This is a genomic window from Azotobacter tropicalis (assembly GCF_059739045.1).
Window position 1 is genome coordinate 2,628,204 of the sequence record NZ_AP046059.1, and the last position, 19,531, is coordinate 2,647,734.

Sequence of the window (19,531 nt, forward strand, 5' to 3'; positions counted from 1 at the left end):
GCGACGCGAACGCATTCGCGGCGCCGTGGCGCGCCCGTGACCGGTGCCGCTCAGCAGGGGTTCAGATCGTCTCGCTCCACGTGCTCCGACTCCACCTCTCCCCGCTCCTGCTCCCTCACCACCGCCTCGTCGTAGGAGCCCGACGGAATCTCGCCTTCGTCGACGTTCGCTTCGCCGTCGTCCGGCCCCAGATCGCTGCGGCCCCGGCTCAGCGGATCGCAAGGCCCCGGATACGACGTTTCTCTGCCTCGACCATGACTCATAACCACCTCCGGCAGCCCCGACACCAGTACAAGTAGGGCCTCGATGAGTTAGAGAGGCCACGGGATCGAAGCGTTCGGGCGGCCGCACGACCGTCCGTCAACACGCCGGCACCGGGCGCCCGCGCACGGACCGTTCCCCTGGCAGGTTTTTCAGGAACCCTCTGCGCCCCGGCGGCAGCCCGGGGCACCATGGCGCGCCGAGGGGAGAAATCCGCAGCGCCCCTTACCTAATCCCGGCCGCCCCGGGAAACTAGCTGCACATGCGGAGAGACATGCCTTGGCGAGGTCCGGGAGGCCGACCGTGCAATACCTGTTCGTGCTGGGGGCACGCGACCCCGAGATGATGATTATCGAGAAGCTGGTGCAGGACGCCGGGCACAAGGTGGCCTACGCCATGGCCGGAGAACGGCGGGTGCATGCCGGCAACGCCTATGCCGCCGAGCGGACCTCGGCACGCCCGGGCCGGCACCGCGGCCCGCTCGTCTGGGTCGAATGCGCCCTGGCCGACCGCGGCGTCCCGCGGGACATCGTGGTCGATCACCATCACCCCGGCGATCCCGGCTTCAGCATGCCTGCCGAGCGCTTCTGGGAAGGCGCCTCGCTCGGCCAGGTCTGCACGCTGCTCGGCATCGAGCCCACCGAGGAGCTGCGCCTGGCGGCGGCCGCCGACCATTGCCTGAACGCCGCCTACCTCGGCCGCTGCCCGGCATCGCGCCGCAGGCGATGCGCGCCTGGCGCCTGGCGTCGCGCGCCGCCTGGCAGAAGATCGACCCCGAGGCGCTGGCCGAGCGGATCGAGGCGGCCATCGCCCAGCTGCGATCGCTCGCCCGGCTGCGCATCGGGGCGTTCGAGTTCGCCGACGCCATGGGCCAGGAGATCCCGGAGATCGCCGAGGCCTCGGCGATCCTCGGCATCGCCGTGATGTACACCCTGGCCGAGCCGCGCTCCGGGCGGATCAAGGTCGGCGCGCTGAACGGCACTCCCGAGATGCTGGAGGCGTGGATGGCATTCGCCCGCAATGTGCTCGGCCTGGCCGATGTCTATGGCAGCCCGGTGCGCGGCTACGCGGGGGGATATCTGAGCGAACCGGCGGCCGGATAATGGCAAACTCTCCCCTCGCTCCGATTCACCCTTCCGCTACGAAATCTCTCCCATGCCGAGCCGTTCCAACCGCCACCTGCCGTTCTGCGTCGCCGCCCTGCTGCTGTTCGCCTACACCGGCGCCGCCGCCCAGCCAACCCCGCAGGCCAGGGGGCCCGCCGCTTCGACGGGGGCACGCCTGGCGGCGGCCGAGGTGCAGACCCTGCTGCGCGAGCACAACCGGGCGCGGGCGGAGGTCGGCGTCGCGCCCCTGCAATGGTCGCCACAGGTGGCCAGGACCGCCCAGCGCTGGGCCGACCACCTCGCCTCCAGCAGTTGCCGCATGCAGCACAGCCGCGGCTCGGGCTACGGCGAAAACCTGTTCATGGGCACGGCCGGCCACTACGGCGTGCGGGACGCCGCCCTCGCCTGGGAACAGGAGAAAAGGCTCTACCGGGGCGGCGCGCTGAAGCTGAACAACTGGAAGGGCAGCGGCCACTACACCCAGATGGTCTGGCGCGACACCCGCCACCTCGGCTGCGCCCTCAGCCAGTGCAGCAAGCGGATCATCGTGGTGTGCAACTACGAGCCGGCGGGCAACTATCTGGGCAAGGCGCCGTACTGAACGGCCTGCAACGGCGCCGCGTGCCGACGGGTGCGGGTCGGCTTATCGATCCAGCGCTACTGCTCCATGAAGCGCAGCAGGCGCCGTTTCAGGCGCTCGTTCTCGGCCCGCAGGCGCGTCACCTCGTCGAGCAGGTCCAGCGCCACCGCCACCGCCTGCCAATCGAGCTGCAACTCGCGATGCAGGCGCAGTGCCTGGCGCAGCCGGCCCAGGGCGAGGCTGTCGAAGCGCCAGTCGGCCGGATCGGCGCCGCCCGGCTCGACGATGCCGTACTCGACGATCTCGACCAGGCTGGCGGCCGGCGCCTCGACCAGCAGGCTGCATTCTTCCAGGGTCAGTTGCACGGTCAGGGTCGTGGTCATGCTTGCTTGCTCCATTGACTGCGCGGGTCGAAGTCCGCCGCCTCGCGCAGCTCGGCCCACAACTGGCGGGCGCGCTCGTCGCCGTGCGGCGGCATCATCACCTTCAGCACCGCATACAGATCGCCCTCGCCCTGCCGGCCCTTCAGGCCCTTGCCGCGGATGCGCAGGCGCTGTCCGCTCTGGCTGTCCGGCGGGATGCTCAGGCTGATCCGCCCGGACAGCGTCGGCACCTCGATCCGCGCGCCCAGTGCCGCCTCCCAGGGCGCCAGGGGCACGGTGAGGACGAGGTCGCGGCCGTCGACGTCGAAGAGCGGGTGGGGCACCAGGCGGACGATCAGGTACAGGTCGCCGCTCGGCCCGCCGTCGACGCCCGGTGCGCCCTGGCCCTTGAGGCGGATGCGCTCGCCGTCGGCGACGCCGGCGGGGATCTTGACGTGCAGGCTCTTGTGCCGATCGACGCGCCGGCCGTGCTCGTCGAAGTCGGGCACCGCATAGTCGAGCGGCTTGCGCTGCTCCGCCAGCGTTTCCTCGAGGAACACCGGCATCTCCAGCTCGATGTCGCGGCCCCGCCGCGGCGGCCGCGCATGGGGATGGGCACCGGGCCGGGCGCCGAAGATCGACTCGAAGAAGTCGGAAAAATCGCCGCCGAAATGCTCGTGCGCCCCGCCGAAACCGTGCGCCCGCTGCCAGCCCGGCGGCACCTCGAACTGCTCGCCGGCGCGGCCGTACTGGCGCAACTGGTCGTACTCGGCGCGCTTCTCCGCGCTGCCCAGCACCTCGTAGGCCTCGGCCACCTCCTTGAAGCGGTTCTCCGCGCCGGCCTCCTTGTTCATGTCCGGGTGGTACTTGCGCGCCAGCCGGCGGTAGGCCGTCTTGATGGTCTTCTCGTCGGCCGTGGGTTCCACGCCGAGGATCGCGTAATAGTCCTTGAACTCCATGGAAGCTCCCCTGGTTCGCTCGCTCTCAGTCTAGGCGCGCCACCGAGGGAGAGGATCGGGCAGAAGACGGTTGCAGGCGAATGAAGCGCGCCGCCATATCCCTACCCGACGTAAGTCGATTGCCTGCAATGCCCCTGCTGCGGCATAGTGACGCAAGCTTACATGTAGGCACCTATTGAAAAGCCCATGCCTTCCGGAGGTAACGATGATCGCCGATCCGATTGTTTCCAGTGCCTTGGTCGTGGTTCTTCTCGCCTTTTCCGTATACCTGGCCAGCGGGCCGCGTCGCCCCGCATCCGGCCAGGACAGTCCCGGCCACGACATGCCACGCGCCGAAACGACCCCGCCCGGCCGGGACGAGTGCGCCACGCCCCCGGCGCTGTACCGGGGCAAGCGGAGCCTGTGCATCTGAGGCCAGCCCGCTTCGGGCAACCGGTCTGAGAGTGCTCGCCCAGCATCTCGCGCCCGGCGGAGGGCTCGAAGTTCAGTTGCCAGACTTCGCCGTATCCCAGGGCGCCTCACCATTGCTCGTTCCCGGCCGCCGGCATGACATCCCAGCCCTCGGCTCGTGCCTCCTTCGGCGTTTCGGCGATCAGTTCGGCCAACGTCGGTTTCTTGTGGGCCGGCTTGATGATCAGGGCGTCCCCTTCGATCATCCAGACCATCTGGCAGCCGGCCGACAGTCGATTCTGCGCGGCAAAGGCCGCCGGCACGGCCAGAATCAGCGACCCGCCGGAGCGGCGCAGTGCAACGGTCCCCATGGCGGGAGCCTCTTCGGGTTTTCCGAAAACATGATCAAGGTTTTACCCATGGAAAACCGGCAGGAGACAGCCGAGCCGGGCTGCGGATGCCAAAGTCGGCACGCAACGGCAGGTCGGTGTGGCGGCGCCTATGCCGAGAGCAGAGTCCACCTGTGGCGCTGAATCACAATGCCACATTGCCATCGATTTCCTCGTCGAGGTCGATGGGGCGCTCCAGGCTGGCCAGCATCAAGCGCGCAAGATCCTCCGAGAGGGCCGTCATGTGCTGCCCGGATCGAATGTCCTGCTCCAGCAGACGGAGAACACTGGCAATTGCAGGATCGGCGTGATCCTCATCCGCTATGCGGGGGACGATGACCTGCGAGCCCACCAGATCGAACGCGACCTTATCGCCCAGATCCACGCCCGGCGCTTGGCGGATCGACTTGGGCAGGGCGATTCGCCCCTTGGCAGTGATGGTGGCGACGCTACGAATGCTGGCCATGCTGGAACCCTCCTGATTTTGAGCAAAAGCAAAGAATGATTCTTACCCCGTCAATGACCGTCTGCCTGCCTTGGCATGAGAACAGGCTCTGGCCTGCCTTGAGCGCCGACTTCTTCGACAAAAAGCCGCTGCCTCCTCACGAAAGCAGCGGCTCCTGTCCTACCTGGAACGCTATTACTGCCGGGCGCCACGCACGCCTTCGGCCAGTTCACGGCAAAGCCCCAGCACATCGCTGACGGCCTGCTCCTTCGAACCGGCCTTGGCAATCCGGTCGACCAGTGCCGAGCCCACCACCACGCCGTCGGCCAGGCGGGCGACGCTAGCGGCGTGTTCCGGGCTGCGGATGCCGAAGCCGATGCACACCGGCAGATCGGTGTGGCGGCGCAGGCGGGCGACGGCCTGCTCGACGTGCGCCAGGGTGGCGGCGCCAGCGCCGGTGACGCCGGCCACGGAGACGTAGTAGACGAAACCGGAGCTGCCGGCGAGCACCACCGGCAGGCGCGTGTCGTCGGTGGTCGGGGTGGTCAGGCGGATGAAGTCGAGGCCGGCGGCCTGGGCCGGGTCGCACAGCTCGTCGTTGTGCTCCGGCGGCAGGTCGACCACGATCAGGCCGTCGACGCCGGCTTCCCTGGCGTCGGCGATGAAGCGTGCGACGCCGTAGGCGTAGATCGGGTTGTAGTAGCCCATCAGCACCAGCGGAGTGTCCTGATTGCCGGTGCGGAATTCGCGCACCATCTGCAGGGTTTTCAGCATGTTCTGCTTGCCGCCGAGGGCGCGGATGTTGGCCAGCTGGATCGCCGGGCCGTCGGCCATCGGGTCGGTGAAGGGCATGCCCAGCTCGATCACGTCGGCGCCGGCCTCCGGCAGGCCCTTGAGGATGGCGAGGGAGGCGGCGTAGTCCGGGTCGCCGGCGGTGACGAAGGTGACCAGGGCGGCGCGGTTGGCTTGCTTCAGTTCGGCGAAGCGGGTCTGCAGGCGGCTCATGCGTGCTTCTCCAGTTTTTCCTGCATGTGGTGCATCACGGTCTGCATGTCCTTGTCGCCGCGGCCGGACAGGTTGATCACCATCAGGTGATCCTTGGGCAGCGTCGGCGCGCGCTTGAAGGCTTCGGCCAGGGCATGGGAGGACTCCAGCGCCGGGATGATGCCTTCCAGACGGCAGCAGTGGTGGAAGGCCTCCAGCGCCTCGTGGTCGGTGATCGGCACGTATTCGACGCGCTTAATCTCGTGCAGCCAGGCGTGTTCCGGGCCGACGCCGGGGTAGTCGAGGCCAGCGGAGATGGAGTGGGCGTCGGCGATCTGGCCGTCGGCGTCCTGCAGCAGGAAGGTGCGGTTGCCGTGCAGCACGCCCGGCGCGCCACCGGCCATGCTGGCGGCGTGCTTGCCGGTGTCGATGCCGTGGCCGGCTGCTTCGACGCCGACGATCCGCACGCTGGCGTCATCGAGGAAGGGGTGGAACAGGCCGATGGCGTTGGAACCGCCGCCGATGCAGGCGACCAGCGAGTCGGGCAGGCGGCCTTCCTTTTCCATGATCTGCGCGCGTACTTCGTTGCCGATCACCGACTGGAAGTCGCGGACCATCGCCGGGTAGGGGTGCGGGCCGGCGGCGGTGCCGATCAGGTAGAAGGTGGTCTCGACGTTGGTCACCCAGTCGCGCAGCGCCTCGTTCATGGCGTCCTTGAGGGTGCCGGTGCCGGCGACGACGGGGATGACCTCGGCGCCGAGCAGCTTCATGCGGAACACGTTGGCCTGCTGGCGATCGATGTCGGTGGTGCCCATGTAGATGACGCACTGCAGACCGAAGCGCGCAGCCACGGTGGCGGTGGCCACGCCGTGCATGCCGGCGCCGGTCTCGGCGATGATGCGCCGCTTGCCCATGCGCCGGCCAGGAGGATCTGGCCGATGCAGTTGTTGATCTTGTGCGCGCCGGTGTGGTTCAGGTCTTCGCGCTTGAGGAAGATCTTCGCACCGCCGAAGTGCTCGGTCAGGCGCTCGGCGAAGTACAGCGGGCTGGCGCGGCCGATGTAGTCGCGCTGGAAGTAGGCGAGTTCTTCGAGGAAGGCCGGATCGTCCTTGGCCTTCTCGTATTCCGCCGCCAGCGAGTTGATCAGCGGCATCAGGGTTTCGGCGACGAACTGGCCGCCGAACTGGCCGAACAGGCCTTTTTCGTCAGGGCCGGTGCGGTAGGAAGTCTCGGTCATGGGTGCTCCCGGGATGTGCGGAGGGGCAGGCGGTGCGCTGTGCACGGTCCGCCTGCGATGGTCACACGGTAACCAATGGCGCCCCCGGCGAAAAGCGATAAGATCGCCCGAACACGTCAGGAAAACTCACCGATGACGCACCCGGACCTGCCCTCCCTGAACGCCCTGCGCGCCTTCGAGGCCGCCGCCCGCCTGCAGAGCGTCAAGCAGGCAGCCAAGGAGCTGCACGTCACCCACGGGGCGATCAGCCGGCAGATCCGCGCCCTCGAGGAAGCGCTGGGGGTGGCGCTGTTCGGCAAGGAGGGGCGCGGCGTAAAACTCACCGATTCCGGCATGCTGCTGCGGGATGCCGCCGGCGACGCCTTCGCCCGTCTGGACGGCGCCTGCGCCGAGCTGAAGCGGCGCACCGAGGAGGCGGCCTTCGTGCTCGGCTGTCCGGGGAGCCTCTTGGCGCGCTGGTTCATTCCGCGCCTGGATCGCCTCAATCGCGAGCTGCCGGAGCTGCGCCTGCAGCTGTCGGCCAGCGAGGGCGGGCCGGACCCGCGTCGGCCGGGCCTGGACGCCACTTTGCTGTTCGCCGAGCCGCCGTGGCCGGCCGACATGCGGGTTTTCGAGCTGGCCGCCGAGTGCATCGGCCCGGTGCTCAGCCCGCGCCATGCACGCTTCGCCGCGCTGCGCCGGGCGCCGCCGCGGGCGCTGCTCGACGAGGCCCTGCTGCACACCGCCTCGCGCCCGCAGGCCTGGCCGAACTGGGCGGCGAGCCAGGGACTGCCGGTGGCCGGGCTGCGCTACGGCGCCGGCTTCGAGCACCTTTATTACCTCTTGGAGGCGGCGGTGGCCGGGCTCGGCGTGGCCATCGCGCCGCAGCAGCTGGTCGCCGACGATCTAGCCGCCGGGCGGCTGGCCGCGCCCTGGGGCTTCGTCGAGACGCCAGCGAAGCTGGCGCTGTGGGTGCCGCTGCGCCGCGGCGAAGGACGGGCGGAGCGGCTGGCTGGCTGGCTGCAGAGGCAGCTGGCGGAAGCGCCGCAGGCTGGCGATCTGCGCTAGGGACAGACTCATCGCGCTGCCTGGAGTGCCACCGGTGACGAGCGCGGCTCAGCCCGCCAGGGCGGTGTCCTTGTCCAGCTCGTAGCCGTTCGGGTTGCGCCGCTGCCAGCGCCAGGCGTCGCGCAGCATGCAGCTCAGGTCGCGCTCGGCACGCCAGCCCAGTTCGCGCTCGGCCTTGCCCGGGTCGGACCAGCAGCGCGCCACGTCGCCGGGGCGGCGGGCGACGAAGCGGTGCGGCAGCGGCCGGCCGGTGGCCTGCTCGAAGGCGTGGATCATCTCCAGCACCGAGTAGCCGCGGCCGGTGCCGAGGTTCCAGATGGACACGCCGTTGCCGGCCGACAGACGCTCCAGCGCCTTGAGATGCCCGCGGGCCAGGTCGACCACGTGGATGTAGTCGCGGATGCCGGTGCCGTCCGGGGTCGGGTAGTCGTTGCCGTAGACGTTGAGGCATTTCAGCCGGCCGATGGCGACCTGCAGCATGTAGGGCAGCAGGTTGTTGGGCAGGCCGTTGGGCGATTCGCCGATCAGCCCGGAGGGATGGGCGCCGATCGGGTTGAAGTAGCGCAGCAGGCCGATGGACCAGCGCGGGTCGGAATGGGCCAGGCCCTTGAGCACGTTCTCGGCCATCAGCTTGGACTGGCCGTAGGGGTTGGTCGGGATGCCGGTCGGGCAGTCCTCGCGGATCGGCATGCCCACCGTTTCGCCGTAGACCGTGGCCGAGGAGCTGAACACCAAGCGGAACACCCCGGCCCGGCGCATCGCCTGGCACAGGGCGATGCTGCCGGCGACGTTGGTCTCGTAGTAGCGCAGCGGTTCGCGCACGCTCTCGCCGACCGCCTTGAGGCCGGCGAAGTGCATCACCGCGTCGATCGGGTATTGCTGGAGCAAGCGGTCGAGCAGCCGGCGGTTGCGGATGTCGCCCTGCACGAAGTCGAACGTTCGGTCACTGAGCTGCCCCAGGCGTTCGAGCGCGAGCACCGAGCTGTTGCACAGGTTGTCCAGCACCAGCACGTCGTGGCCGGCGCCGAGCAGTTCGAGCACCGCATGGGAGCCGATGTAACCCGCACCTCCAGTCACCAGAATCATTCAGGACCTCCGTACCGCCGTCTGCGAGCAGGGCGACGGGCCAGCCAGGCGGAGCGCGCCGGCACCGCGAGGCGCCGGAGGCGATGCCGGTGGCCGGCTCGTCGGGCCGAAACGAGCCGAGCATGAAAATACGGATGCTCCGCCGCCAGCGGAGTTCCCTGCCGGCCGCCGGGCTGCACGGCTCGACGGCCGCCCGGCGGGCAGGCGGAACCTGGCCGCTTTTCCTCCAGTCCATACCTCCCATGACGGCTCGCCCCCTGCCGGACGGCGAGCCAGACACCGACAACCCGGGAGCAGGAGGCAGCCGGCGTCCGCACGGGAGAACAGGCATGAGCTGGGCAGGCCCCTTCCAATACGCCCTCGGCAAATCGAGCCAGACCACGGCTGCGGCACCGATCGACTACACGGCGGATGCGCCGACCTTGCTGTGCCTGTCCCATCTGCGCTGGAGCTTCGTCTACCAGCGCCCGCAGCACCTGATGGCGCGCTTCGCCCGCGACTGGCGGGTGCTGTTCTTCGAGGAGCCCATGGCCGACGCCAGCGGCGAGCCTTGGCTGGAAAGCCGCCACGAGGAAGGCGTGCAGGTGCTGGTGCCGCACCTGCCGGCGGACTGCCAAGGCCCGGCGGCGGCGGCCGTCCTGCGCCGCCTGCTCGACGAGCACCTGGCCGCGCAGCGCCCGCGGCGCCTGATCCTCTGGTACTACACGCCGATGGCGCTGGCCTATAGCGAGCACCTGGCCGCCGAGGCGGTGGTCTACGACTGCATGGACGAGCTGTCGGCCTTCCGCGGCGCGCCGCCCGAGCTGGTCGAGCGCGAAACCGCGCTGCTGGAGCGCGCCGATCTGGTGTTCACCGGCGGCTACAGCCTCTGGGAAGCCAAGCGCCAGCGCCATGCCAACGTCCATCCCTTTCCCAGCAGCGTCGACATCGCCCACTTCGCCGCCGCCCGCACGCCGCAGGCCGATCCGCCCGACCAGGCGACGCTGGCGCACCCGCGCCTGGGCTTCTACGGGGTGATCGACGAGCGCCTGGACCTCGGGCTATTGGATGCGCTGGCCGCGCGGCGGCCCGACTGGCAGCTGGTGATGCTCGGCCCGGTGGTGAAGATCGATCCGGCCAGCCTGCCGCGCCGCCCCAACCTGCACTTCCTCGGCGGCAAGGTCTACGACGAGCTGCCGCGCTACCTGGCCGGCTGGGACGTGGCGCTGATGCCCTTCGCGCTGAACGAGTCGACGCGCTTCATCAGCCCGACCAAAACCCCGGAATACCTGGCCGGCGGCCGCCCGGTGGTGTCCACGCCGATCGCCGACGTGGTGCGCAGCTACGGCGACAGCGGCCTGGTGCGCATCGCCGCCGGCGCGGCCCCCTTCGTTGCCGCCTGCGAGGCCGCCCTGCGCGACAGCGCCGACCGCGAACGCCTGCTCGAGCGCGCCGATGCGCTGCTCGCCGACATGTCCTGGGACACCACCTGGGCACAGATGAGGGAGAAGATCGCATGCACGATGAACCGAACGGCAGCCGGCGCGGCAAGCGCCAGGGTTTCGACTACCTGATCGTCGGCGCCGGCTTCGCCGGCAGTGTGCTGGCCGAGCGCCTGGCCGCCGGCCTCGACAAGCGCGTGCTGCTGATCGACCGGCGCCCGCACATCGGCGGCAACGCCTACGACCACTACGACGACGACGGCATCCTGGTGCACCGCTACGGGCCGCACATCTTCCACACCAATTCGCAGCGCATCGTCGACTACCTGTCGCGCTTCACCGAATGGCGCCCCTACGAGCACCGGGTGCTTGCCGAGGTCGACGGCCGGCAGGTGCCGATCCCGATCAACCGCATCACCCTGAACCTGCTCTACGGCCTGGCGCTGGACGAGGCCGGGGCCGCGGCCTTCCTCGCCACCCGCGCCGAGCCGGTGGCTGAGATCCGCAGCAGCGAGGACGTGGTGGTCAACCAGATCGGCCGCGAGCTGTACGAGAAGTTCTTCCGCGGCTACACCCGCAAGCAGTGGGGCCTGGACCCATCGCAGCTGGACCGCTCGGTCACCGCGCGGGTGCCGACGCGCACCAGCGACGACGACCGCTACTTCACCGACAGCTTCCAGCAGATGCCGCTGCACGGCTACACCCGGCTGTTCGAGCGGATGCTCGACCACCCCAACATCAAGATCCTGCTCAACACCGACTACCGCGAGATCCGCAAGGCGGTGCGCTACCGGCACCTGGTCTACTGCGGGCCGATCGACGAGTACTTCGACCACTGCTACGGCCGCCTGCCCTACCGCTCGCTGCAGTTTCGCCACGAGACCCTCGACCGGGAGCAGCTGCAGCCGGTGGCGGTGGTCAACTACCCGGCCGAGGACGTGCCCTGGACGCGGATCACCGAGTACAAGCACTTGACCGGCCAGCGCCATCACAAGACCAGCATCACCTACGAGTACCCCTCGGCCGAGGGCGAGCCCTACTACCCGATCCCGCGCCAGGAGAACACCGAGCTGTACCGGCGCTACCAGGCGCTGGCCGACGCCACGCCGGGGGTGACCTTCCTCGGCCGGCTGGGCACCTACAAGTACTACAATATGGACCAGGTGGTCGGCCAGGCCCTGGCGCTGTACAAGCGCATCGAGGAGGCCGAGCGCGGTGCGGCGCCGGACGAGAGCCCGGAGCACGCCGCGAGCCTGGCCCGGCAGGCGTCCTAGGATGCCGCCCTGCGCGGCGCCGGGTGCACCGCGCCTGCCGCGCCCTTGGGGTATCAGACCAGCATTCCCAGGCAGGAGTGGATGATGCACCGACCGACCGTCTTCGCCGGTTTCTTCCAGGGCGGCTTCGAGTGCTCCACGCACCGTCGCCACGACGACCTGCGCCTCGACCTGATCGCCGCCACCGGCCATGACCTTCACGCGGCCACCGACTACGCCCTCATGGCCGCCCACGCGCTGTTCACCGTGCGCGACGGCGCGCGCTGGCACCTGATCGAGCGCTCGCCGGACCAGTACGACTGGTCGAGCTTCCTGCCCATGCTGCGCGCCGCCCAGGACCAGGGCCTGCAGGTGATCTGGGACATCTGCCACTACGGCTGGCCGGACGACCTCGACATCTGGCGGCCGGCCTTCGTCGAGCGCTTCGCCCGCTTCGCCGCCGCCCTGGCCCGGCTGCTGCGCGACGAGGGCATCGCCGAGCCCTTCTATTCGCCGGTCAACGAGATCTCCTACTGGGCCTGGGCCGGCGGCGACCAGGCGCTGTTCAACCCGCTGGCCCGCGGCCGCGGCCAGGAGCTCAAGCACCAGCTGGTGCGCGCCAACATCGCGGCGATCGAGGCGATCCGTGCCGTCGAGCCGCGCGCGCGCTTCGTGCAGATCGACCCGGTGATCCACGTGTTGCCGTCCCGGCCCGCCGACACCCAGGCGGCCGAGGCGCATCGCGAGGCCCAGTACGAGGCCTGGGACCTGCTCACCGGGCGGGCCTGGCCGGGACTCGGCGGCCGTCCCGAGTACCTGGACATCGTCGGCGTCAACTACTACTCGGACAACCAGTGGTTCCACGACGGCGCCACCATCCCCCTCGGCCACCCGGCCTACCGGCCCTTCCAGGGCATCCTCGCCGAGGTCTACCAGCGCTACCGGCGACCCCTCCTGATCGCCGAGACCGGCGCCGAGGGCGAGGCCCGCGCGCCCTGGCTGCGCTACGTCGCCGAGCAGGCCTTCGCCGCCCTGCAGCGCGGCGTGCCGATCGAGGGCATCTGCCTCTACCCGATCCAGGACTATCCCGGCTGGTTCGACGAACGGCACTGCTCGACCGGCCTGATCGGGGTGCCCGACAACCAGGGTCGGCGCATACTGCACAGCCCGCTGCAGACCGAGCTGCGCACGCAGCAAGCCCGTCTGTCCCGATTGCTGGAAGACCCGAGCGCATCGCATTTCCCGTCATGAGCCCAAAAAACAAGTCTGCCCCCCGCCGACGATTGCAGCTGCCGAGCCAGACGCTGCCCTTCCTGTGGCGCTACCTGCGCATGCGCCCCTGGCACTTCGGCCTGATGTTCGTGCTGATCTTCGCCGCCTCCAGTTGCGCGGTGGCCGTACAGTACGGCATGAAGCTGCTGGTCGACGCCCTGGCCACCGGCGGCGACCGCCAGCACGCCGACGTGTGGACGCCGCTGGCCCTGTTCCTCGGCCTGATCGCCGCCGAGAACGGCCTCTGGCGGCTGAGCGGCTGGCTCGGCTGCCGCACCGTGGTGGCCAGCTGCGTGGACATCCGCGTCGAGCTGTTCCGCTACCTCACCGGCCACCCCATGCGCTACTTCAACGAGCACTTCGCCGGCGCCCTGGGCAACCGCATCACCGCCACCGGCATGGCGGCGGGCAACATCTATGGCGGCTTCGCCTGGAAGATCATGCCGCCGCTGGTCGACTTCTTCGGCGCGGTGGTGGTGCTGTTCACCGTCGACTGGCGCATGGCCGTGTCGCTGATCGTCGTGGTGCTGCTGGTCGCCGTGCTGATCACCGCCTACGGCATCCGCGGGCGGGACAAGCACCAGCGCTACGCCGCCCAGGCCGCCCAGGTCGGCGGCGAGCTGGTCGATGCGGTGTCCAACGTCTGGACCATCAAGGCCTTCTCCGCCCGCGACCGGGAGAGCGATCGCCTGGCGCGCAAGATCGGCCGCGAGGCGCGCGCCCACCGGGGCAGTTGGCTGTACATGGAGAAGACCCGCGTGCTGCACGACATCTGCCTGTCGCTGATGGCCGCCGGCATGCTGATCTGGGCCATCCTGCTGTGGCGCGCCGGCCGCGTCAGCGCCGGCGACGTGGTGCTGGTCAGTGCGCTGACCTTCCGCATCCTCAACGGCTCCCGCGACCTGGCGCTGGCCCTGGTCGACGCCGTGCAGCAACTCAGCGCCATCGCCGACACCCTGCGCGTGATCGTCAGGCCGCACGCCGTGAAGGACGCCCACCTGCCGCTGCCCGACGTCGACGGCACCATCGATCTGATCGACGTGAGCTACAGCTACCCGGATGGCCGGCAGGTGTTCCAGGGCTTCAACCTGCACATCCCGGCCGGGCAGAAGGTCGGCCTGGTCGGCCCCAGCGGCGCCGGCAAATCGACCCTGGTGCAACTGATCCAGCGCCTGGACGACGTCAAGGAGGGCCAGATCCTGATCGACGGGCACGACATCCGCCAGGTCAGCGTCGACAGCCTGCGCCAGATGATCGCCGTGGTGCCGCAGGAAACCGCGCTGTTCGCCCGCAGCATCCGCGAGAACATCCGCTACGGCCGCCCGGAGGCCGGCAACCGGGAGGTCGAGGAAGCGGCGCGCCTGGCCTACTGCGACACCTTCATCCGCGAACTGCGGCACGGCTACGACACCCAGGTCGGCGAGCGCGGGGCGCGGCTCTCCGGCGGCCAGCGGCAGCGCCTGGGGATCGCCCGGGCCTTCCTCAAGGACGCGCCGATCCTGATCCTCGACGAAGCCACCTCGGCCCTCGACACCCATTCCGAGGCGGAGATCCAGGTCGCCCTGGCCGACCTGGTGCGCGGCCGCACGGTGCTGGCGGTGGCGCACCGGCTGTCCACCGTGGCCAACTTCGACCGCATCCTGGTGCTGCAGAACGGCAAGGTGGTGGAGGACGGCAGCCCGGCCGAACTGCTCGCCCGCGACGGCCTGTACGCCTCGCTGTGGCGGATGCAGGCCGAGGGCTTCCTGCACGGTTCCGAGCCGTCGGCGCCCGGCTGAGCGGCACGCTCACGACTGAACTCTCGCGGCTTTGGCCTGCCTCATCCGAACGGGGCAGGCGCCTGCCCCCCATCAGGGAGACCAGCATGTCCGACCATCACACCTACAAGAAGATCGAAATCGTCGGTTCCTCGCGCAGCAGCATCGAGGACGCCATCAGCAACGCCCTGGCCGAGGCGTCGAAGACCCTCGACTACCTGGAGTGGTTCGAGGTGGCCGAGATCCGCGGCCACCTGGAGAACGGCGCGGTCGGCCACTATCAGGTCACCCTGAAGGTCGGCTTCCGCCTGGCCGACAGCTGACACCGGCAGAGCACGCCCCCTGCCCTTCGCCGCCAACGGCGAAGGCGCGGGCCATCCGGCACGAAGTCCGCGCACGAAACCGGCCAAGCGGCACAGCCTTTTGTTTTAGCCTCACCGGCAAGCCCGCAAGGGCACTTCAAGGAGATCCCCATGCCACGACTGGCCGCCACCGCCTTTTCCATTCTCGACCTGGCGCCGATCCGCGACGACAGCGGACCGGCCGAAGCCCTGCAGAATTCCCTGAAGCTGGCCCGGCATGCCGAAGCCCTGGGCTTCACCCGCTTCTGGGTGGCCGAGCACCACAACATGGACGGCATCGCCTGCTCCGCCACCGCCGTGCTGATCGGCTACCTGGCGGCCGGCACCTCGCGGATCCGTGTCGGCGCCGGCGGCATCATGCTGCCCAACCATGCGCCGCTGGTGGTCGCCGAGCAGTTCGGCACCCTCGCCACCCTCTATCCGCGGCGCATCGACCTCGGCCTCGGCCGCGCGCCGGGCACCGACCCCTACACCGCCCGCGCCCTGCGCCGCGACCGCCTGGGCAGCGACGAGGACTTTCCGGCGGATGTCGAGGAGCTGCAGGCCCTGCTCGCGCCGGCGCAGCCCGGCCAGCGGGTGATCGCCATGCCCGGAGTCGGCACCGAGGTGCCGATCTGGCTGCTCGGCTCCAGCCTGTTCAGCGCCCGTCTGGCGGCGCGCAAGGGGTTGCCCTACGCCTTCGCCTCGCATTTCGCGCCACGCTACCTGCATGAGGCGATCCGTCTCTATCGCCAGAATTTCCGACCCTCGCCGGCGCTCGACAAGCCCTACGTGATGCTCGGCGTGCCGCTGATCGCCGCCGCCACCGACGAGGAAGCCGGCTACCTCGCCACCACGGCCTTTCAGCGCGCACTGGCGCTGATCCGCGGCGAAAGCCGGGTGCTGCGCCCGCCGGTGGAATCGATGGTCGGCCGCTGGCAGCCGCACGAACAGGCAGCGGTCGGCGACGTCCTCGGCCTGGCGGTGATCGGCGGCCCGGAGAAGGTCCGCGCCCGCCTGGAGGTGCTGCTCGAGCAGACCGACGCCGACGAGCTGATCTTCACCGGCGACCTCTACGACCCGATCGCCCGCCTGCGCTCGTTCGAGATCCTCGCCGGGCTGCGCTGAGAGAGGGCGGCGGGAGAGTCCGCCTCTCCCGCCGCCGGAAACGCAAAAAAAAAAGGGAGTCTCACGACTCCCCAAACCGCCTTTCAAACTTTCAAGACTTGCGAATCAGCCCTCGATCTCCACCAGCAGCTCGCCGGGATTGACGCGGTCGCCCTTGGCGACGTGGATGGCCTTGACCGTGCCGGCGATCGGCGCCTGGACTTCGGTCTCCATCTTCATCGCTTCGGTGATCAGCACCGGCTGGCCGGCCTTGACCGCATCGCCTTCCTTGACCAGGACGTCGACGATGTTGCCCGGCATGCTGGTGCTGACGTCGCCCGGGCCACCGGCCTGCTTGCGCTTGCCGGAGCCGCCGGCGACGAACTCGTTGAGCGGCTCGAACACCACCTCTTCCGGCATGCCGTCGATGGACAGATAGAAGTGGCGCTTGCCCTCGCCCTTGAGGCCGACGCCGGTGATGTCCACCCGGTAGGTCTCGCCGTGCACGTCGATGAGGAACTCGGTGGGCACGCCCTCGCTGGCCGGGCCGGCGCCCGCGGTGGGGATCGGCAGCAGGGCTTCGGGCACCAGGGTGCCGGCCTTGCGCTCCTCGAGGAACTTGCGACCGATGTCGGGGAACATGGCGTAGGTCAGCACGTCCTCCTCGTTGCGCGCCAGGTCGCCGATCTCCGTGCGCAGCTTGGTCATTTCCGGCTTGAGCAGGTCGGCCGGACGCACGTCGATGACCTCCTCGTTGCCGATCGCCTGGAAGCGCAGGTGCTCGTTGACCTTGCCCGGCGCCTTGCCGTAGCGGCCCTGCAGGTAGAGCTTCACCTCGTTGGTGATGGTCTTGTAGCGCTCGCCGGCGAGCACGTTGAACACCGCCTGGGTGCCGACGATCTGCGAGGTGGGGGTGACCAGCGGCGGGTAGCCGAGGTCGGCGCGCACCTTCGGAATCTCCTCGAACACCTCGTTGATGCGGTGCAGGGCGCCCTGCTCCTTCAGCTGGTTGGCCAGGTTGGACATCATGCCGCCGGGTACCTGGTTGACCTGCACGCGGGTGTCGACCGCGGTGAATTCGCTCTCGAACTGGTGATAGCGCTTGCGCACCGCGTAGAAGTACAGGCCGATCTCCTGCAGCAGCTCCAGGTCCAGGCCGGTGTCGTACTGGCTGCCGCGCAGGGCGGCGACCATCGACTCGGTGCCGGGGTGGCTGGTGCCCCAGGCGAAGCTGGAGATGGCGGTGTCGATGTGATCGGCGCCGGCCTCGATGGCCTTGAGCTGGCACATGGCACCGAGGCCCGCGGTGTCGTGGGAGTGGATGAACACCGGCAGGTCGATCTCGGCCTTCAGCGCGGCGACCAGCTCGGCGGTGGCGTAGGGGGTCAGCAGACCGGCCATGTCCTTGATCGCCAGGGAGTCGACGCCCTTCTCCTGCATGCGCTTGCCCAGCTCGACGAAGGAGGCGACGCTGTGCACCGGGCTGGTGGTGTAGCAGATGGTGCCCTGGGCGTGCTTGCCGGCGGCCTTGACCGCCTCGATCGCCACGCGCAGGTTGCGCACGTCGTTCATCGCATCGAAGATGCGGAACACGTCGATGCCGTTGACCGCCGCCTTGGCGACGAAGGCCTTGACCACGTCATCGCTGTAGTGGCGGTAGCCGAGCAGGTTCTGGCCGCGCAGGAGCATCTGCAGGCGGGTGTTGGGCAGCGCGGCGCGCAGCTGGCGCAGGCGCTCCCAGGGGTCTTCCTTGAGGAAGCGGATACAGGCGTCGAAGGTGGCGCCGCCCCAGACTTCCAGCGACCAGTAGCCGACCTTGTCCAGCTTGTCGCAGATCGGCAGCATGTCCTCAAGGCGCATGCGGGTGGCGATCAGCGACTGGTGGGCGTCACGCAGGATGGTGTCGGTGACCGTGATCTTCTTCATTCGTCAGTTCCTCTTGAGCCTGCAGCCAGAGCGCAGCCGGGCTGGTGTTCGTCAGAGCCCGGCATGGGCGGCGATGGCGGCGGCGATGGCGATGGCCAGTTCGCCAGGCCTGCGCTTGATCGAGTAGTTGAGCAGTTCCGGGTGTTCGTCGACGAAGCTGGTGTTGAACTGTCCGCTGCGGAAATCCGGGTTGCCGAGAATCTGCTGGTAGTAGGGCGCGGTGGTCTTCACCCCCTGCACGCGCATGTCGTCCAGGGCACGCAGGCCGCGGGCCAGCGCCTCTTCCCAGGTCAGCGCCCAGACGATCAGCTTCAGGCACATCGAGTCGTAGTACGGCGGGATGGTGTAGCCGGTGTAGATCGCCGTGTCGGTGCGCACGCCGGGGCCGCCGGGGGCGTAGTAGCGGGTGATCTTGCCGAAGCTCGGCAGGAAATTGTTCTTCGGATCCTCGGCGTTGATGCGGAACTGCAGGGCGTAGCCGCGGTGCTGGATGTCCTTCTGCTCGATGGAGAGCGGCAGGCCCGAGGCGATGCGGATCTGCTCGCGGACGATGTCGATGCCGGTGATTTCCTCGGTGATGGTGTGCTCCACCTGGACCCGGGTGTTCATCTCCATGAAGTACACCTCGCCCTCGGCGAGCAGGAACTCCACGGTGCCGGCGTTCTCGTAGCCCACCGCCTTGGCCGCGCGCACCGCCAGGTCGCCGATGTAGGCGCGCTGCTCGGGGTCAGCTGCGGGCTCGGGGCGATCTCGATCAGCTTCTGGTTGCGACGCTGGATCGAGCAGTCGCGTTCGAACAGGTGCACGGTGTTGCCGAAGGAGTCGGCGAGGATCTGCGCCTCGATGTGCTTGGGGTTGACGATGCACTTCTCGAGGAAGACTTCCGCGCTGCCGAAAGCCTTGGTCGCCTCGGAGATCACCCGCGGGTAGGCGTGCTCCAGCTCGGAGACGCTGTTGCAGCGGCGGATGCCGCGGCCGCCGCCGCCGGAGGTGGCCTTGAGCATCACCGGGTAGCCGATGCGCTCGGCTTCGCGCAGGGCCTCGGCCAGATCGGCGACGTTGCCTTCGGTGCCGGGGGTGCAGGGCACGCCGGCGGCGATCATGCTGCGCCGCGCCTCGGTCTTGTCGCCCATGCGGCGGATCACTTCCGCGCTCGGGCCGATGAACTTGATCCCGCGCTGGGCGCAGATCTCCGCCAGCTCGGCGTTTTCCGAGAGGAAGCCGTAGCCCGGGTGCAAGGCGTCGCAGCCGGTTTCCACCGCCAGGTTGACCAGCTTGCGCGGGTTCAGGTAGCCGGCCAGCGGATCCTCGCCGATGAAATGCGCCTCGTCGGCCCGCTTGACGTGCAGGGCGTGGCGGTCGGCTTCGGAGAAGATGGCCACCGAGCGGATGCCCATCTCGGCGCAGGCACGCACGATGCGGACGGCAATCTCGCCACGGTTGGCAATGAGGATTTTTCTTATCACGGAGGTCTCCCTCGGCTGAACTGGCCAACTCGGACGGTCAGTCGGCAGGTGTGCTAACCCTAGGCCGGGGGATCGATTAAGAAAAATGAATATTTGTTAGGTTAGGCATAAACTACAACTTATACATCCACGTATAGCCACC

Annotated in this window: 19 protein-coding genes and 2 pseudogenes; 10 read left to right on the plus strand and 11 right to left on the minus strand. The window is 69.0% G+C overall.

The window, feature by feature from the left end:
- Positions 1-50: 50 nt before the first annotated feature.
- Together Atro_RS12510 and Atro_RS12515 are read right to left on the minus strand one after the other, a co-directional pair.
- Entirely contained in the window at positions 51-263 is a 213-nt protein-coding gene (locus Atro_RS12510; protein ID WP_497922712.1) for a hypothetical protein, read from the minus strand.
- Between the two features lie 250 nt (positions 264-513).
- Entirely contained in the window at positions 514-936 is a 423-nt protein-coding gene (locus Atro_RS12515) for a hypothetical protein (RefSeq protein ID WP_497922714.1), read from the minus strand.
- On the opposite strand from Atro_RS12515, the gene Atro_RS12520 reads away from it, so the two are divergent.
- Complete coding sequence (locus Atro_RS12520) at positions 936-1,364, plus strand: hypothetical protein (RefSeq protein WP_497922716.1); 429 nt, start codon at positions 936-938, stop codon at positions 1,362-1,364. The two genes, Atro_RS12515 and Atro_RS12520, sit on opposite strands and share 1 nt — an antisense overlap.
- Before the next feature lie 52 nt (positions 1,365-1,416).
- Positions 1,417-1,968 (plus strand): CAP domain-containing protein, encoded by a 552-nt coding sequence (locus tag Atro_RS12525; RefSeq protein WP_497922718.1) that lies wholly within the window; start codon positions 1,417-1,419, stop codon positions 1,966-1,968.
- Between the two features lie 56 nt (positions 1,969-2,024).
- Here Atro_RS12525 and Atro_RS12530 read toward each other — a convergent pair whose 3' ends face one another.
- Both Atro_RS12530 and cbpA read right to left on the minus strand, forming a co-directional pair.
- Positions 2,025-2,330 (minus strand): chaperone modulator CbpM, encoded by a 306-nt coding sequence (locus tag Atro_RS12530; protein WP_497922720.1) that lies wholly within the window; start codon positions 2,328-2,330, stop codon positions 2,025-2,027.
- Entirely contained in the window at positions 2,327-3,268 is a 942-nt protein-coding gene (gene cbpA / locus Atro_RS12535) for a curved DNA-binding protein (protein ID WP_497922722.1), read from the minus strand. The genes Atro_RS12530 and cbpA overlap by 4 nt, the downstream gene beginning before the upstream one ends.
- Positions 3,269-3,473: 205 nt before the next feature.
- Between cbpA and Atro_RS12540 the strand changes: the two genes are divergently transcribed.
- Positions 3,474-3,680, plus strand: a complete 207-nt coding sequence (locus tag Atro_RS12540) for a hypothetical protein (protein ID WP_497922723.1) — start codon at positions 3,474-3,476, stop codon at positions 3,678-3,680.
- 106 nt (positions 3,681-3,786) lie between these two features.
- Here the strand turns inward: Atro_RS12540 and Atro_RS12545 are convergent, their stop codons facing one another.
- The 4 genes and pseudogenes from Atro_RS12545 to trpB all read right to left on the minus strand — a co-directional run bounded on the left by Atro_RS12545 (position 3,787) and on the right by trpB (position 6,713).
- On the minus strand, positions 3,787-4,029 hold the full coding sequence (locus Atro_RS12545; RefSeq protein WP_497922725.1) for an AbrB/MazE/SpoVT family DNA-binding domain-containing protein: 243 nt from the start codon (positions 4,027-4,029) through the stop codon (positions 3,787-3,789).
- A 163-nt stretch (positions 4,030-4,192) separates the two neighbouring features.
- Complete coding sequence (locus Atro_RS12550) at positions 4,193-4,513, minus strand: type II toxin-antitoxin system PrlF family antitoxin (RefSeq protein WP_497922727.1); 321 nt, start codon at positions 4,511-4,513, stop codon at positions 4,193-4,195.
- Positions 4,514-4,687: 174 nt separating this feature from the next.
- Positions 4,688-5,497 (minus strand): tryptophan synthase subunit alpha, encoded by an 810-nt coding sequence (trpA, locus tag Atro_RS12555; protein ID WP_497922729.1) that lies wholly within the window; start codon positions 5,495-5,497, stop codon positions 4,688-4,690.
- Positions 5,494-6,713, minus strand: a pseudogene (gene trpB, locus Atro_RS12560) (tryptophan synthase subunit beta). Before trpB ends, trpA begins: the two are co-directional and overlap by 4 nt.
- A 132-nt stretch (positions 6,714-6,845) precedes the next feature.
- Between trpB and Atro_RS12565 the strand changes: the two are divergent.
- The gene (locus tag Atro_RS12565) at positions 6,846-7,760 is read left to right on the plus strand and encodes a LysR family transcriptional regulator (protein WP_497922730.1); all 915 of its coding nucleotides are present in this window, start codon (positions 6,846-6,848) and stop codon (positions 7,758-7,760) included.
- 48 nt (positions 7,761-7,808) lie between these two features.
- Here the strand turns inward: Atro_RS12565 and galE are convergent, their stop codons facing one another.
- Complete coding sequence (galE, locus tag Atro_RS12570) at positions 7,809-8,846, minus strand: UDP-glucose 4-epimerase GalE (protein WP_497922732.1); 1,038 nt, start codon at positions 8,844-8,846, stop codon at positions 7,809-7,811.
- Positions 8,847-9,175: 329 nt separating this feature from the next.
- On the opposite strand from galE, the gene Atro_RS12575 reads away from it, so the two are divergent.
- The 6 genes from Atro_RS12575 (at position 9,176) to Atro_RS12600 (ending at position 16,018) form a co-directional block, all read left to right on the plus strand.
- Positions 9,176-10,399, plus strand: a complete 1,224-nt coding sequence (locus Atro_RS12575) for a glycosyltransferase family 1 protein (protein ID WP_497922734.1) — start codon at positions 9,176-9,178, stop codon at positions 10,397-10,399.
- Positions 10,342-11,541 (plus strand): UDP-galactopyranose mutase, encoded by a 1,200-nt coding sequence (glf, locus tag Atro_RS12580; protein ID WP_497922735.1) that lies wholly within the window; start codon positions 10,342-10,344, stop codon positions 11,539-11,541. The genes Atro_RS12575 and glf overlap by 58 nt, the downstream gene beginning before the upstream one ends.
- Positions 11,542-11,625: 84 nt before the next feature.
- Entirely contained in the window at positions 11,626-12,771 is a 1,146-nt protein-coding gene (locus tag Atro_RS12585) for a beta-glucosidase (RefSeq protein ID WP_497922737.1), read from the plus strand.
- On the plus strand, positions 12,768-14,570 hold the full coding sequence (locus Atro_RS12590) for an ABC transporter ATP-binding protein (protein ID WP_497922738.1): 1,803 nt from the start codon (positions 12,768-12,770) through the stop codon (positions 14,568-14,570). Before Atro_RS12585 ends, Atro_RS12590 begins: the two co-directional genes overlap by 4 nt.
- Before the next feature lie 86 nt (positions 14,571-14,656).
- Positions 14,657-14,872, plus strand: a complete 216-nt coding sequence (locus Atro_RS12595) for a dodecin (protein ID WP_497922740.1) — start codon at positions 14,657-14,659, stop codon at positions 14,870-14,872.
- A gap of 150 nt (positions 14,873-15,022) precedes the next feature.
- The gene (locus tag Atro_RS12600; protein ID WP_497922742.1) at positions 15,023-16,018 is read left to right on the plus strand and encodes an LLM class flavin-dependent oxidoreductase; all 996 of its coding nucleotides are present in this window, start codon (positions 15,023-15,025) and stop codon (positions 16,016-16,018) included.
- A gap of 105 nt (positions 16,019-16,123) precedes the next feature.
- Here the strand turns inward: Atro_RS12600 and oadA are convergent, their stop codons facing one another.
- Both oadA and Atro_RS12610 read right to left on the minus strand, forming a co-directional pair.
- Positions 16,124-17,923, minus strand: coding sequence for a sodium-extruding oxaloacetate decarboxylase subunit alpha (oadA, locus tag Atro_RS12605; protein WP_497922744.1), 1,800 nt, complete (start codon positions 17,921-17,923; stop codon positions 16,124-16,126).
- Between the two features lie 51 nt (positions 17,924-17,974).
- Positions 17,975-19,389: pseudogene (locus Atro_RS12610) on the minus strand (acetyl-CoA carboxylase biotin carboxylase subunit).
- Positions 19,390-19,531: the final 142 nt, after the last annotated feature.

What these genes read in the sequence shown, in the direction of transcription:
- Atro_RS12510 (WP_497922712.1), bottom strand. Translation starts at nt 263, where the DNA reads ATGAGTCATGGTCGAGGCAGAGAAACGTCGTATCCGGGGCCTTGCGAT.
- Atro_RS12515 (WP_497922714.1), bottom strand. Translation starts at nt 936, where the DNA reads ATGGTCGGCGGCCGCCGCCAGGCGCAGCTCCTCGGTGGGCTCGATGCC.
- Atro_RS12525 (WP_497922718.1), top strand. Translation starts at nt 1,417, where the DNA reads ATGCCGAGCCGTTCCAACCGCCACCTGCCGTTCTGCGTCGCCGCCCTG.
- Atro_RS12530 (WP_497922720.1), bottom strand. Translation starts at nt 2,330, where the DNA reads ATGACCACGACCCTGACCGTGCAACTGACCCTGGAAGAATGCAGCCTG.
- cbpA (WP_497922722.1), bottom strand. Translation starts at nt 3,268, where the DNA reads ATGGAGTTCAAGGACTATTACGCGATCCTCGGCGTGGAACCCACGGCC.
- Atro_RS12540 (WP_497922723.1), top strand. Translation starts at nt 3,474, where the DNA reads ATGATCGCCGATCCGATTGTTTCCAGTGCCTTGGTCGTGGTTCTTCTC.
- Atro_RS12545 (WP_497922725.1), bottom strand. Translation starts at nt 4,029, where the DNA reads ATGGGGACCGTTGCACTGCGCCGCTCCGGCGGGTCGCTGATTCTGGCC.
- Atro_RS12550 (WP_497922727.1), bottom strand. Translation starts at nt 4,513, where the DNA reads ATGGCCAGCATTCGTAGCGTCGCCACCATCACTGCCAAGGGGCGAATC.
- trpA (WP_497922729.1), bottom strand. Translation starts at nt 5,497, where the DNA reads ATGAGCCGCCTGCAGACCCGCTTCGCCGAACTGAAGCAAGCCAACCGC.
- Atro_RS12565 (WP_497922730.1), top strand. Translation starts at nt 6,846, where the DNA reads ATGACGCACCCGGACCTGCCCTCCCTGAACGCCCTGCGCGCCTTCGAG.
- galE (WP_497922732.1), bottom strand. Translation starts at nt 8,846, where the DNA reads ATGATTCTGGTGACTGGAGGTGCGGGTTACATCGGCTCCCATGCGGTG.
- Atro_RS12575 (WP_497922734.1), top strand. Translation starts at nt 9,176, where the DNA reads ATGAGCTGGGCAGGCCCCTTCCAATACGCCCTCGGCAAATCGAGCCAG.
- glf (WP_497922735.1), top strand. Translation starts at nt 10,342, where the DNA reads ATGCACGATGAACCGAACGGCAGCCGGCGCGGCAAGCGCCAGGGTTTC.
- Atro_RS12585 (WP_497922737.1), top strand. Translation starts at nt 11,626, where the DNA reads ATGCACCGACCGACCGTCTTCGCCGGTTTCTTCCAGGGCGGCTTCGAG.
- Atro_RS12590 (WP_497922738.1), top strand. Translation starts at nt 12,768, where the DNA reads ATGAGCCCAAAAAACAAGTCTGCCCCCCGCCGACGATTGCAGCTGCCG.
- Atro_RS12595 (WP_497922740.1), top strand. Translation starts at nt 14,657, where the DNA reads ATGTCCGACCATCACACCTACAAGAAGATCGAAATCGTCGGTTCCTCG.
- Atro_RS12600 (WP_497922742.1), top strand. Translation starts at nt 15,023, where the DNA reads ATGCCACGACTGGCCGCCACCGCCTTTTCCATTCTCGACCTGGCGCCG.
- oadA (WP_497922744.1), bottom strand. Translation starts at nt 17,923, where the DNA reads ATGAAGAAGATCACGGTCACCGACACCATCCTGCGTGACGCCCACCAG.